The 12,743-nt window shown below is 59.1% G+C and carries 15 protein-coding genes; 11 read left to right on the forward strand and 4 right to left on the reverse strand.

Translation table 11 applies throughout. The annotated features are described in order from the left end of the window. Positions 1-5 precede the first annotated feature (5 nt). Positions 6-470, reverse strand: coding sequence for a c-type cytochrome (locus LWH94_RS07235; RefSeq protein ID WP_232901702.1), 465 nt, complete (start codon positions 468-470; stop codon positions 6-8). Between the two features lie 148 nt (positions 471-618). Here LWH94_RS07235 and LWH94_RS07240 point away from each other — a divergent pair, with 148 nt between their 5' ends. Next, positions 619-1,044 carry a hotdog fold thioesterase gene (locus LWH94_RS07240; protein ID WP_022990615.1) on the forward strand — a complete coding sequence of 142 codons (426 nt, stop codon included), beginning with the start codon at positions 619-621 and terminating at the stop codon, positions 1,042-1,044. Between the two features lie 27 nt (positions 1,045-1,071). On the opposite strand, the gene LWH94_RS07245 is transcribed toward LWH94_RS07240, so the two are convergent. Beyond that, positions 1,072-2,025 (reverse strand): sensor domain-containing diguanylate cyclase, encoded by a 954-nt coding sequence (locus LWH94_RS07245; RefSeq protein ID WP_058342341.1) that lies wholly within the window; start codon positions 2,023-2,025, stop codon positions 1,072-1,074. A 102-nt stretch (positions 2,026-2,127) separates the two neighbouring features. On the opposite strand from LWH94_RS07245, the gene LWH94_RS07250 reads away from it, so the two are divergent. The 4 genes from LWH94_RS07250 (at position 2,128) to LWH94_RS07265 (ending at position 4,476) form a co-directional block, all read left to right on the forward strand. Further along, positions 2,128-2,592: a YchJ family protein gene (locus LWH94_RS07250; protein WP_232901703.1), complete on the forward strand. Its 465-nt coding sequence runs from the start codon at positions 2,128-2,130 to the stop codon at positions 2,590-2,592. A 7-nt stretch (positions 2,593-2,599) separates the two neighbouring features. Then, the gene (gene rarD, locus LWH94_RS07255; protein WP_232901704.1) at positions 2,600-3,490 is read left to right on the forward strand and encodes an EamA family transporter RarD; all 891 of its coding nucleotides are present in this window, start codon (positions 2,600-2,602) and stop codon (positions 3,488-3,490) included. A gap of 98 nt (positions 3,491-3,588) precedes the next feature. Continuing rightward, positions 3,589-4,203, forward strand: coding sequence for an outer membrane beta-barrel protein (locus tag LWH94_RS07260; RefSeq protein ID WP_232901705.1), 615 nt, complete (start codon positions 3,589-3,591; stop codon positions 4,201-4,203). Positions 4,204-4,242: 39 nt separating this feature from the next. Further along, positions 4,243-4,476: a DUF3565 domain-containing protein gene (locus LWH94_RS07265; protein ID WP_232901706.1), complete on the forward strand. Its 234-nt coding sequence runs from the start codon at positions 4,243-4,245 to the stop codon at positions 4,474-4,476. Here LWH94_RS07265 and LWH94_RS07270 read toward each other — a convergent pair. Next, positions 4,473-5,354 (reverse strand): LysR family transcriptional regulator, encoded by an 882-nt coding sequence (locus LWH94_RS07270; RefSeq protein ID WP_232901707.1) that lies wholly within the window; start codon positions 5,352-5,354, stop codon positions 4,473-4,475. The genes LWH94_RS07265 and LWH94_RS07270 overlap by 4 nt on opposite strands. A gap of 92 nt (positions 5,355-5,446) precedes the next feature. On the opposite strand from LWH94_RS07270, the gene LWH94_RS07275 reads away from it, so the two are divergent. Next, on the forward strand, positions 5,447-6,220 hold the full coding sequence (locus LWH94_RS07275; RefSeq protein WP_232901708.1) for a cation diffusion facilitator family transporter: 774 nt from the start codon (positions 5,447-5,449) through the stop codon (positions 6,218-6,220). 7 nt (positions 6,221-6,227) lie between these two features. Here the strand turns inward: LWH94_RS07275 and LWH94_RS07280 are convergent, their stop codons facing one another. Further along, complete coding sequence (locus LWH94_RS07280) at positions 6,228-7,580, reverse strand: CHAD domain-containing protein (protein ID WP_232901709.1); 1,353 nt, start codon at positions 7,578-7,580, stop codon at positions 6,228-6,230. A gap of 161 nt (positions 7,581-7,741) precedes the next feature. Between LWH94_RS07280 and LWH94_RS07285 the strand changes: the two genes are divergently transcribed. The 5 genes from LWH94_RS07285 to LWH94_RS07305 all read left to right on the forward strand — a co-directional run bounded on the left by LWH94_RS07285 (position 7,742) and on the right by LWH94_RS07305 (position 12,703). Beyond that, positions 7,742-8,809: a TRAP transporter substrate-binding protein gene (locus tag LWH94_RS07285; protein ID WP_232901710.1), complete on the forward strand. Its 1,068-nt coding sequence runs from the start codon at positions 7,742-7,744 to the stop codon at positions 8,807-8,809. Positions 8,810-8,927: 118 nt separating this feature from the next. Further along, positions 8,928-10,049 (forward strand): spermidine/putrescine ABC transporter ATP-binding protein PotA, encoded by a 1,122-nt coding sequence (potA, locus tag LWH94_RS07290; RefSeq protein ID WP_232901711.1) that lies wholly within the window; start codon positions 8,928-8,930, stop codon positions 10,047-10,049. Then, positions 10,042-10,899 carry a spermidine/putrescine ABC transporter permease PotB gene (gene potB / locus LWH94_RS07295; protein WP_022990626.1) on the forward strand — a complete coding sequence of 286 codons (858 nt, stop codon included), beginning with the start codon at positions 10,042-10,044 and terminating at the stop codon, positions 10,897-10,899. Before potA ends, potB begins: the two co-directional genes overlap by 8 nt. Then, a complete protein-coding gene (potC, locus tag LWH94_RS07300) occupies positions 10,896-11,666 on the forward strand; it encodes a spermidine/putrescine ABC transporter permease PotC (RefSeq protein WP_022990627.1) in 771 nt (256 codons plus the stop codon). The genes potB and potC overlap by 4 nt, the downstream gene beginning before the upstream one ends. Beyond that, a complete protein-coding gene (locus tag LWH94_RS07305) occupies positions 11,663-12,703 on the forward strand; it encodes an extracellular solute-binding protein (RefSeq protein WP_232901712.1) in 1,041 nt (346 codons plus the stop codon). The genes potC and LWH94_RS07305 overlap by 4 nt, the downstream gene beginning before the upstream one ends. Positions 12,704-12,743 lie beyond the last annotated feature (40 nt).

Below are 12,743 nucleotides of genomic sequence, written 5' to 3' on the forward strand. Positions count from 1 at the left end.
CAGTCTTACTTCGCGCGGAAGTTGTCGTGGCAGGCCTTGCAGGTCTCGCCCACGGCAGCAAACTGGCGCGCCAGGGCGGCTTTATCACCGCTAGCAGCAACTTCCTGCAGCTTGTTGGCTTCACGGCCGAAGTTCATGCCCACTTCACGGGCTTTTTCCGGCTGTTCGAAAAACTCAGGCTTCAGGCGGGTGTTCTCGGCTTTGTCCAGGGTGGAATCCGGGCTGTAGAGCGCGCCCATGCCGGAGTTGGCCACTGCGGCAATGGCATTGGCTGCGGCTTTCATCTGGTCGGCGTTGAACTCAACCTCGCCATCGACCGCCTGTGACTTGATCTTGCCCATGTTCCAGGACATGAACTGGTAGGCTGCCTGGCGGGCTTCAATCTGGTCTTCAACCGTCATCTGGGCGCTCGCCGGCATAGCAAAAGACAGCGCCAGGGCTGCGGCGGATACAAAACTTGTTTTCTTCATTTCAGGTCCCTCTCGTATGGTTTGCGTTTGGTCTGATTGGTCTTGCTGCAAAAATGCCTTATAAAGGTTTGGTTATGAGCATGCTACCTGTATAGACTCATTGCTGACAGTTATAAGAGCCTAAAGTTCAATCCGGAGAAATTCCACCATGGCAATATGGACAGTAACCCCCGATCTTGACCAGATGATGGCACACAGCCAGAAAACTGCCGTCAGTCACATGGGCATTGAATACCTTGAGGTCGGTGACGACTACGTGAAAGGCCGCATGCCGGTAGATGAACGCACGGTTCAGCCGTTTGGCATTCTGCATGGGGGCGCCTCGGTATTGCTGGCGGAAACGCTGGGCAGCATGGCGGCCAACTGTTGCCTGAAAGACAAGAACACCGTGGCCGTTGGCCTGGATATCAATGCCAACCACATCCGCCCGGTTACCGGCGGCTGGGTATACGGAACTGCCCGTGCCCTGCATATCGGCAGTGCGACCCAGGTCTGGGAAATCCGGCTGGAGAACGAACAGGGCAAGGTAACCTGTATCTCGCGCCTGACCATGGCGGTTACCAAGCGGCCATAACGAGAGGCCGAAAACCCGGAAGCGGGATCAGTCCGAGCAGGTGCTGACCCGGCCCCGGCCCTGATCCTTGGATTGGTAGAGTGCCCGGTCGGCCCGGTGCATCAGGTCTTCCAGGGTCTGGTCGCCCACAATGAGGCGGGTAATGCCAAAGCTGGCACTGGCGTGAATGGAACGGCCTTTGTGCTGGATGACCAGCTCGTTGAGCATTTCAAGCATCCGCTCCGTCAGTTCGATGGCTTCGCCCATTGTGGTGTCCGGCAGCAGCAGCGCGAACTCTTCGCCCCCCAGCCTGGCGACAATGTCCGATTCCCGAACCCGGTTCTGCAGCAGCCGGGCGATCTGCCGGAGCACCTCGTCGCCGGCATCGTGGCCATAGGTGTCGTTAACCTGCTTGAAGTAGTCCAGGTCCATCATCACCATGGCCAGCGGGCTGGCATGGCGCTTGGCGTGGCGGAGCAATTGCCCGCCAAACTCGTAGAAGGCGCGGCGGTTGTGAAGGCCGGTCAGCTCGTCTTCCAGGGCCGCGGCCCTGGCTTGCTGGTGGGCCTCCTGAAGTTCCAGTTCCATCTGCTTGCGCAGGGTGATATCGGTGGCAATTTCCAGCCGCACCAGCCGGCCGTCGGTCCAGTGGATGGCCTGGTCACGGCACTGGTACCAGTGGCCGTCCAGCTGGTTCTGGAACTCCCACACGTGTGGCGGGTTGGGGGTGCCGTCTTCGGCCAGCAGCAGGTGATTGGTGCAGAAGCTGCAGGGGCCATCGCTGTCTTGCAGCACCTGCCAGCATTTTCGGCCCTCGATGTTGCCCCAGATGCGCCGGCCGTAGGCGTTCATATACAGCAACTCGTGGGTCTGGAAGTCGGAAACGTAAACCAGGGCATCAAGGTTATCGAGTACAGCCTGAAGCCCGGCCGCCGGGGTGGTCCCGGAGGCAGGAAGGCCTGCATCGGCAGGCAGGTTGAGAGAGGGGATACCTGATTTCATTGCGTTGTTTTCGTTTGTACTGTTCCCTGTCATCACCGCAGTATGGCCTTTTTTCAGGCTGGCTGTCTGTACTGAAAGTGATACTGATTGTGGTAATTAACTATGTCTGATTCTAATAATGCCGAGGTCTGCCCCTGTGGCAGTGGCCTGGCTTATCCGGCCTGCTGTGGCCGATGGGATGCCGGTACACCGGCACCGTCGCCCGAGGCCCTGATGCGCTCCCGCTTCACAGCCTTTGTAACCGGAGACAGCAACTACCTGCTGGCTACCTGGCACCCGGACACCCGCCCGGAAAGCCTGTCACTGGACGGCTCTCCCGAGTGGACAGCTTTGCAGATTTTCAGTGCCGGTGAGCAGGGAGCGAAAGGCCTGGTTCATTTTCGGGCCATCTACCGGACAGGATCTGGTTGGGGATACCTGGAAGAACACTCGGACTTCGTCAAAGAAGGCGGGTACTGGTTCTACGTGGCCGGTGAAACCAGCGAAGGCACCCTCAAGTCCGGCCGTAACGAGCCCTGCCCCTGTGGTAGCGGGCGAAAGTACAAATCCTGCTGCCTGAACGGATGAACCTGCTATGACCAATACAGTGCCGCAAACCGGCAAGGGTGTGGCCTATGGCCTGGCGGCCTACACCATGTGGGGCAGTTTTCCCCTGTACTTTGCCCTGTTTGAGGGTATTCCGGCCTGGGAGGTGCTCATCCACCGGGTGATCTGGTCCTGCCTGTTCCTGGCGGTCGTGATTTCCCTGCTTCGGCGCTGGCCGCCAGTCACCGCAGCCCTGAAACAGCCGAAAAATCTGGGCTTTGTGCTGGGCTGCTCGGTGTTTATTGCCGCTAACTGGGGTATCTATATCTACGCCGTGGAAACCCGCCATGTGCTGCAGGCCAGCCTGGGCTACTTTCTTACGCCCCTGGTGAACGTCGCCATGGGCTTGTTGATACTCGGTGAGCGTATTTCCCGCCTGCAGGTGGTGGCGGTTGTGATGGCCGGCGTTGCCATCCTGTACCAGTTCTTCCTGCTGGGCGAGCTGCCCTGGATAACCTTGGCGCTGGCCTTCAGCTTCGGTACCTATGGCCTGCTGCGCAAGAAGGTGGAGCTGGATGGCCTGTCCGGCCTGTTTGTGGAAACCCTGTTGCTGCTGCCTCTGGGGTTGCTGACGCTGGTCTGGTTGTCCTCGCAGAATCTTTCGCACTTTACCGATAGCACCTACAGCACGTTATTACTGCTCTCCAGCGGTGCAGTCACCGCCATTCCCCTGCTGGCCTTCGCAGGTGCGGCGCGCAGGCTGAAGCTCTCCACCGTGGGTTTTCTTATGTACATTAACCCCACTATCCAGTTTCTGATCGCGCTTTATATCTTCCATGAACCACTGAGTACCGCAAAGTTACTGAGTTTTGTGATGATCTGGGTAGCGCTGGCGCTTTACTCGTGGTCTGCCTGGGTGGGGCGGGCACGCACTGTGTAAAATCCTGCAAAATATGCAGAGTAAAGGCAGGTTTATGTCGGCTCCGCAGGTACCATCCTTATCATTCGTTGGTTAAACCTTTCTTTGGTAAGGATGAAATGATGAAAACAGGTAAGTTGATGGCTTCTCTGGTAGCCGTTGTTGCGTTGTCTGGTTCTGCCTCCATGGCGCTGGCACAGCAAGGCTATGCGGGTATCAGTCTGGGGCAGGTTGAGGTTAAGGATTTTTGTGACGGCTGGTCTGGTGTTGATTGTGATGACACTGCGTTGAGCGGTCGGCTTTACGCCGGCGGTTTCTTCGATAAGTATCTGGCATTTGAAGCAGGCTATCGCTATATCGATGAAACGTCCGCAGAAGGCGCAATTCCTGACTTAGTTTCCGCTGGTATTGATGCCTCCTATCATATGTTTGATAGTTCTTTGCTTGTCTTTACACCTGAGTTTGGGCCGGTTCGATTATTTGCCAAAGCTGGTTTGCAGTTCTGGCGTCAGGATGTGGACGCGAAGCTGACCGTTCTATCTGAGAGCTTTAACGGTTCGGAACATGAATCTGGCCTGGCTTTCCGCACTGGCGCCGGCGCGACCATCGACTTTACCGAGTCCTTCGGCCTCCGGCTGGAGTGGGACTACCTGCAGAATGTGGGTGATGATGTCCTTGATAACCTGGAGTCGGATATCCACATCTTCTCCGTCGGGCCTGAATTCCGTTTCTGAGGCCGGCATAGCGTTTGATAGCCGGTGTAAGGTTTTGACATGAAACAGCCCATCACTGGCTATCACAAAGACGATGAAAACCACTGGGTGGCGCAACTGGCCTGCGGGCATAATCAGCATGTGCGCCATGATCCGCCCTGGGTGAACCGGCCGTGGGTTGTCACGGTAGAGGGACGGCAGTCCATGTTGGGGTGCGAGCTGGACTGTGTGAAATGCGACAACGGCGCGCCGGCGGATGAGCGCCCGGAGCTGCCGCAAGGCCCTCAGGCCTAGGCCAGCGTTTCCAGATAGGCTTCAAGTTCGTTGGCCAGCCAGCCCACCACGGCGCCCCCTTGCGCCTGTTCCGATTCCAGTGAACTGAATACCTTCCACCAGCGGGCGCTGCGGTGGTGGATGGTTTTCAGTTGTTCCTTTCTTAACGCCTCTGCAATCAACGGTAACGGCAAGTCGGCCCAGCCGGCTCCGTCCATCACCGCGTCCCGGATCAGTTCGTACTGGGTGAAGGCCAGGTAATTGGCGGTTTCCGGGGATTCCGCCACCAGCAGCGAATCCTGCATGTAGGCCAGGGTGATTTCCGTATGGCTGATCAGGTCATCCTGGGTAACGCGTTTTAGCTGGCTGAGGGGATGGTCGGGCGCGGCCACGGTGAGCATGCGCACATCTGCCAGTTCCCGGAACCATTGATAACCTTCATTGAGCAGCTCCGGCATCAGGCCGTAGGCCACATCTACTGACTGGTTGCGCACCAGGGGTGGCAGCTCCCGGGGAGACGCCAGGTACACCGAGAGGCTGGTCTGGGGGAAGCGTTGTTTCAGCCGGCGCAGGATATCCCGCCAGATGTCCTCCGGAATGGAGTCGTCCCGGGCAATGCGCAGTACCGATTCCGCCCCGCTCAGGTGATGCTGGCAGCGGGCCAGTATCTGGCCGGCCACCTGGTCGAATCGCCGGCAGTCGGTCAGGATGGACTGGCCGATGGCCGTCAGGTGCAGTTGATTGCCGCTGCGTTCAAACAGCTCCACCCCCAGTTCATCCTCCAGGGACGCCAGCACGGTACTGACGGTGGTGCGGCTGCGGTTCAGCTCCCGGGCTGCCGCGGCCACGCTGCCATTGCGCACAACCGAGAGGAAGGTCTTGATCTGTGACGTTTTCATGGTTTGCTCTTTGCGACGGATTTTCCGTCGCTCAGCGACTCACACCTGTTGAATGATGCCGCTAATATGGCAGCAATTCTCAGGAGGTCAAAATGTTTACTTCTCTGGCGCGGGAAAACCTGGCGCTGACATTATCAGCAGTGGGCGCGGGCCTGTTTGCGCTCGCCGGTATTACCTGGGGTCTTTGGGTCGATTCCCTGGTTATTCTCTTCGATGGTGCCTATTCCCTGATCAGCCTCGGGTTGTCGCTCCTGTCACTCTATGCCGCCCGCCTGGTTCGCCGGCCGGCCAATGACGATTACCCATTCGGGATGGGGGCCGTGGAGCCGCTAGTGATCGCTGTGAAAGGTCTGGTGATTGCAGTGGTGTGTATCTTGTCGCTGGTATCGGCGGTGGTGTCGCTGCTTCAGGGTGGTCGTGCCGTGGCGGCGGACATGGCAATGATCTTTGGTGCGGTGAACGTGGTGGGGTGCCTGGCAGTTTGGGTTTACCTGCGCTGGTCGAGTTTCCGCAACGATTCCGGGCTGGTGAAAGCCGAGCAGCGCCAGTGGCTGATGGACAGTGCCCTGAGTGCAGCCGTCATGATTGGCTTTGCCGCGGCCTGGATGCTTGAGCGCAGCCAGTGGTCAGAACTGGCGGTGTATGCCGACCCGGTGATGATGCTGGTGATCTCGGTTTACTTTATGACCGTGCCGGTGAAGATGGTCCTGGAATCGGTTCGGGAACTGCTGCTGGCGGCACCCCGGAACGAAGCCCTGGACGACATCCACGAGACCCTGGAAGACCTGGGCCTGAACCCGGAGCAGGTCAAGGTGGCCAAGCTGGGCCCCAACCTGTTGCTTGAAGCCCGCATGGTGCGTATCTGATTCCAGCTCAGCCCAGACCGAGCCCGCCCATAGCCAGAATCTGGCGGCGGGTGTCGGCTTTTTCCTGCCCGATCAAGTCAATGATCCCGGCAACCGCCTCCGGCAGGGTTTCCGGGGCCTCTTTCCGGAACTGTTCCAGCAGTTCCAGCTGTATGTGCAGGTCCTGGAAACGGCCGTAAAGGTCTTGCCGCTTTCTGAGGGTTTTCAGGTCCTGCTTTCTCGCCCCCGGGTCCAGCTCCATTAAATAGCGTATACGTTTGAGTTGCTTGCGCAGCTTGTGGAAATCTTCATCCGGAGCGGTGTGCAGTAGTTCTGCCGTCCCCCGGTTGAAACTGCGCAGCCGTTTCAGAACGGCCTTGCGGATGTCTCCGCCACTGAGGCCAGATACCAGTTTACGGAACTTGCCGGAGTCTATTTCGCTTTCCCAGCTGTGCAGGCTGTTGCGGTAGCGGACGCTGCCGAGGCGTTTGGCCAGGCGTTTCTGGCGGCTGGCGGCCTTGCCTCCGGCCCAGGTTTCCAGTGCCGCACGTAACTCCGGGGTATCCGGACACAGCGCAGGCAAGTCCGCCAGGAATACGTGCAGGTCCCGCAGCCGGCCGGTTGCCCGGGCATGCCGCTTGAGTTGGGCAACGGCCGGGCGCAGTCGGGTGGTGCCGCTTACTTCAGCAATGGCTTCGGCCAGGGCCCGGCTGCGGCGCAGGGCAATGCGGTACTGGTGCAGGAATTCGTCATCCAGCCCGAGTATCACGCCCGGCTCCAGTTGTTTCAGGCGCTCAGCCTGAAGCTGCAGGGTAGCCGGAAGGTCGGTAATGGCGCCTGGCGCTGGTCGCTTTATCGGGTTCCGGTGTTTGCGTTCGAATTCCCGGTAACTGTAGTTTCTGGGTATGAGAAAGTGTTCCAGTGTGCCGGAGTTTTTATCGAGCTTGCGCCAGTGCTTACCGGGCAGGCGAATGTGCAGGAAGCTGGCGGTAGGCAGGGCCATCGGCGCGTGCTTCGCCAGCCAGTCGGCCAGCTCCTGTAACGCGGGGTTATGACCGATGACAACAACGCGTTCAGTGCTGTCGTCCAGCTTTTTCAGCCACTCCAGAAGACGTTTGAAGTCGAAAGTATAGAGGCCCGGGTCTATATGAAACCGGTCTTCGGGCAGGTCTGCGGGCAGAATGCCCCGGGCGGTTTGCCGGGCCCTGGTTGCATCACTGGCAAAGACGTCGCTCGACTGGAACACCTCCAGCCGCTGAAGGGCCTTGCCCAGAGGCTGCAGCTGCTGCTCGCCCCGGTTGTTCAGGGGGCGGTCCCGGTCGGCCAGGCTTTCATCGGCCCAGCTGGATTTTGCGTGGCGGATAAGAAACAGGTGCTTCATGGTGCTCGTCCTGATTGTGCACTCGGTCAGCGGTCAGTGTGGCACAGCTGCAAGTCGTTTACATGACGGCGCCGGATTGGCGTAGGGGGCTGCCGCAGGTATCATGTTTTACCGTTCCCTGAACAGTTCAGACCAATAACACAATAACGGAAGCCAACACCATGCACATCCGTAAAACACTCCTGGCGGCGGCAGCGGTTGCTGTGGCGGCCTTTAGTTCGTCGGCCCTGGCCGAGAAATATACCCTGCGCCTGGCCGAAACCTGGGGCCCGAATTCCCCCATTCTGGGCGAGACCACCAAGCACTTTGAAGACATGGTGGAGAAGATGTCTGCCGGCCGGATTGATGTTCGCATTGATTCTGCCAACAAGCACAAGGCGCCTTTCGGCATTTTCGACATGGTGCGTAACGGCCAGTACGACATGGGCCACACCGCCTCTTATTACTACAAGGGCTCCATCCCCAACGCCATGTACTTCACCACCGTGCCGTTCGGTATGCTGGCTCCCGAGCAGTATGCCTGGTTCTACTACGGTGGCGGCATGGAGCTGATGCAGAAAGTGTATGAGCCCTTCGGCCTGCTGTCGTTCCCGGGCGGCAACACCGGTAACCAGATGGGTGGCTGGTTCAACAAGGAAATCAATTCCCTGGAAGACCTCAAGGGCCTGAAAATGCGTACCCCGGGCTTTGCCGGCGAGGTGATGGAAGAGCTGGGTGTGTCGGTGACCAACCTGCCGCCGGGTGAGCTCTACACGGCACTGGATCGTGGCACCATTGATGCGCTGGAATGGGTAGCACCGGCCCTGGACTTCCCCATGGGCTTCCACCAGATTGCCAAGTACTACTACTCAGGCTGGCAGGAGCCGGGCGCGGAAGTGCAGTTCCTGGTTAACCAGAAAACCTGGAACAAACTGCCGGAAGACCTGCAGGAAATCCTGCGGGTAGCCATGCGTACCGCTGCCTATGACATGTATGCCAAGAGCACCAACGACAGCGCCGATGCCTGGAACCGCATGCAGAAAGACTATCCGGAGGTAACCCACAAGGTGTTCCCGCCGGAAGTGATTGAAGCCCTGCGCGAGACCACTCACCGGTTGCTCGAAGAGGAAGCCGAGAAGGATCCGCTGGCCCGGGAAATCATCACGTCTATCCGTGAATACCTGGCGGGCGTGCGCAAGTGGACTAACATTTCCGACAAGGCTTACCTGAACAGCGTGGCTGATCAGTAAGTATCCGTTTCAGCAGGCTGGAACAAAAAAGGCGTGAGGGTAATCCGAAACCCTCGCGCCTCTTTCTGTTCGGGGCTGTTTCTGGAAAAATACGCCGCTCAAACTTTGGGCAGGGCCGATGAAACAGACACTGCTATCTCTGAGCAATCTCACCAAGCAATTTGACGGCAAGAAAGTACTGGATTCGCTGGATCTCGAGATCTTCGATGGCGAGTTCATTACCTTGTTAGGGCCGTCCGGTTGCGGAAAAACCACCCTGCTGCGGATGATGGCGGGTTTCGAGCACCCGGATGAAGGGTCCATCACCCTTGGCGGGCAGGATCTGACCCATACGCCGCCGGAGCACCGTCCGCTGAATACGGTGTTCCAGAACTACGCGCTGTTCCCCCATATGTCGGTGTTCGACAACGTGGCCTATGGCCTGAAAATGGAGAAGCGGCCAAAAGAGGAAATCCAGCAGCGGGTAGAAGAAGCCCTGGCCATGGTGCAGCTGGAAGACTTTGCCCGGCGTAAACCGCATCAGCTTTCGGGCGGCCAGCAGCAGCGGGTTGCGATTGCCCGGGCGGTGGTAAAGCGGCCGAAAATGTTGCTGCTGGACGAACCCCTGTCTGCCCTGGACTTCAAGCTGCGTCGCACCATGCAGGTGGAGCTCAAGCGGCTGCAGCGGGAGCTGGGCATTACCTTTGTGTTCGTCACCCACGACCAGGAAGAAGCGCTGTCGATGTCTGACCGGGTGGTGGTGCTCAAAGACGGCCATATCCAGCAACTGGGCACCCCGCGCGAGGTCTATGAACGCCCTGCCAACCTGTTTACCGCCCGATTTGTGGGCGAAACCAACTTCTTCCCGGGCCGGGTGGATGCCGCCAACGGCGATGACACCATCACCGTGGACGTGTTCGGCCTGAAGCGCACCTTCCGCAAACCCGACTTCCCGGTTACAGAAGGGCAGGGCCTGCACGTGCTGCTGCGCCCCGAAGATATCCGGGTGCTGGCGCCGGAGGATGAAGACGGCGTGGCCGGCAAGGTGGTGGAGCGTAACTACAAGGGCAGCACCCTGGATTCGGTCATCCACCTGAGCGATGGCACCGAAGTGCTGGCATCGGAATTCTTCGATGAAGACGACCCCACCTTTGATTACCGGCTGGGCGAGCCGGTGAAGGTCAGCTGGGTAGACGGCTGGGAATGGCTGTTGCCGGAAGAACACACCGATATTACTGAAGAAGAGCCGATTGATGGGTAGCGTCAGGCAGCAGCCGTTCCGTGCGGCGGTGCTGGTGCTGGTGTGGGGCTGGTTGCTGTTCCTGGTGTTCACCCCCAACCTGCTGGTGGTGGGTGCCAGTGTGATGACCCGGGACCCGGGCTCGTTCATATCGCTGCCCCTGAACCTGGATGCCTACCGGCAGTTGCTGAATCCCCTGTACCTGGACGTGTTCCTGCATTCCCTGTACATGGCCGCCATGACCACGCTGATCTGCCTGTTGATTGGTTATCCCTTTGCCTGGGCGTTGTCGAAGGTGCCCAAACAGCGCCAGGTGTTGCTGATCTTCCTGCTGATTGTGCCCTTCTGGACCAATTCGCTGGTGCGTACCTACGCCCTGAAATTGCTGCTGGCCACCAACGGCTTGCTCAACAACGCCCTGATGTCCCTGGGCCTGATTGAAGAGCCCCTGAAGATGCTCTACACCGAGGGTGCGGTAATTGTCGGGCTGGTGTACCTGCTGCTGCCGTTCATGATCCTGCCGCTGTACGCGGTGTTTGATGACCTGCGGGAAGACTATTTGCGGGCCTCCCACGATCTGGGGGCCGGCCGGTTGTCCACCTTCATCCATGTGATTGTGCCACTGACCCTGCCCGGCGTGCTGGCGGGTGTGATGCTGGTATTGTTGCCGGCCATGGGGCTGTTCTTTGTGCCGGACATCCTGGGGGGCTCCCGCAACCTATTGGTAGGTAACGTGATCAAGAACCAGTTCCTGGACGCCCGCAACTGGCCCTTCGGTGCGGCCGCCAGCATTGTGCTGACCCTGGCGATGGCGTTCCTGATGTTCGCCCACCGGCTGAGTAAACGGCGGATCGGGGAGGACGGCGTATGAACCGCTGGTTGCCCCGCACCTACCTGACCCTGGTGTACCTGCTGCTGTACGTGCCCATTGTGGTGCTGGTGGTGTTCTCCTTCAACGAATCCCGCACCGGTTACGAATGGGGCGGCTTGAGCCTGCGCTGGTATGAAGCCCTGTTCAACAACCGGGCCATGGTGCAGGCCATGTGGAATTCCCTGTGGCTGGCGCTGTCTGCGGCTACCGTGTCTACCCTGATTGGTGCGCTCACCGCCCTGGCCCTGCACCGTTACCGGTTCCGGGGCAAGAAGGTGCTTAACGGCATGTTGTTTATCGTGATGATGTCGCCGGAGATTGTGCTGGCCATCTCCCTGCTGGCCCTGTTCCTGCTGGTGGGGCTGCAGCTGGGTTACGTGTCCCTGCTGCTGGCCCACGTAACCTTCTGCCTGCCGTTTGTGGTGATTACCGTGATGGCGCGCCTGAGCGGCTTTGACGAGCGCCTGCCGGAAGCAGCGCGGGACCTGGGTGCCTCCGATTTCACCATGACCCGCACCGTACTGATCCCGGTGATCATGCCGGCATTACTGGCAGGCTGGCTGCTGGGGTTTACACTGTCACTGGATGATGTGGTGGTCAGCACCTTCGTTAGTGGCCCGAGTTATGAAATTCTGCCTTTGCGCATCTATTCCATGGTGCGGGTAGGCCTGAAACCCGAGGTAAATGCCCTGGGCACACTGTTGCTGGTGTTTTCACTGGTCATGTTGATCTTGTCTCAATGGATACTGTTAAGGAGCAAACGATGAAGAAACTGGCACTGGCCGGCGCGCTGGCACTGGGCCTGGCGGGCTGCAGTGGTTCCGAGGAGCCGCAGGTACTGAACCTGTACAACTGGTCTGAGTACATGCCCCAGGAAGTTCTGGACCGCTTCACCGAGGAAACCGGTATCCAGGTGGTGTACACCACCTACGACAGCAACGAAGCCATGTACGCCCGGCTGAAGTTGCTGGACGAGAGCGCCGCCTATGACCTGGCCGTGCCGTCTACCTACTACGTGAGCAAGATGCGCCAGGAAGGCCTGCTGATGCCTGTCGACCACAGCAAGATCGAAGGCTTCGACAACCTGGACCCGGAACTGGTGAACCTGGATGTCGATCCGGACAACCAGTACAGCGTGCCGTTCCTGTGGGGCACCACCGGCCTTGGCGTGGACACGGCTGATGTGGACGGCGAAGTGACCGCCTGGGCAGACCTGTGGGATGAGCGCTTTGAAGGCCGGGTGATGCTGACTAACGACATGCGTGAAGTCTTCCACGTAGGCCTGCGGGTTCTGGGTTACTCCGGTAACAGCACGGATCCCAAGGAAATCGAGGAAGCCTACGAGAAGCTGACCGAGCTGATGCCGTCTGTACGGGCCTTCAACTCGGATGCCCCGCGCATGCCGTACCTGGAAGGTGAAACCGACGTGGGCATGATCTGGAACGGTGAAGCCGTGATGGGTCGTGACACCCTGGAGTCCCTGGAATACGTGTATCCGGAAGAAGGCATCATCGCCTGGCTGGACAGCTTCGTGATTCCGAAGAACGCCAAGAACCCGGAAGCGGCCCACAAGTTCATCAGCTTTGTGCTGAAGCCGGAAATCTCTGCCCTGATCAGTGAAGAGATCGGCTACGCCACCCCGAACCTGGATGCCCGGGAACTGCTGGATGACTCTGTGGCGAATGACCGCGCCAGCTACCCGAACGCCACTGACATGATCAATGCCGAGTTCCAGACCGACATTGGTGACGAGGCGCTTCAGGTGTACGCCAAGTACTGGGAAATGCTGAAGTCCGGTCAGTAACCGGTAAGGCATTCCGAACCCGGAAAACGGAGGCCCTGGC

It is taken from the genome of Marinobacter sp. G11, assembly GCF_021282325.1.
Lineage (GTDB): Bacteria > Pseudomonadota > Gammaproteobacteria > Pseudomonadales > Oleiphilaceae > Marinobacter > Marinobacter vinifirmus.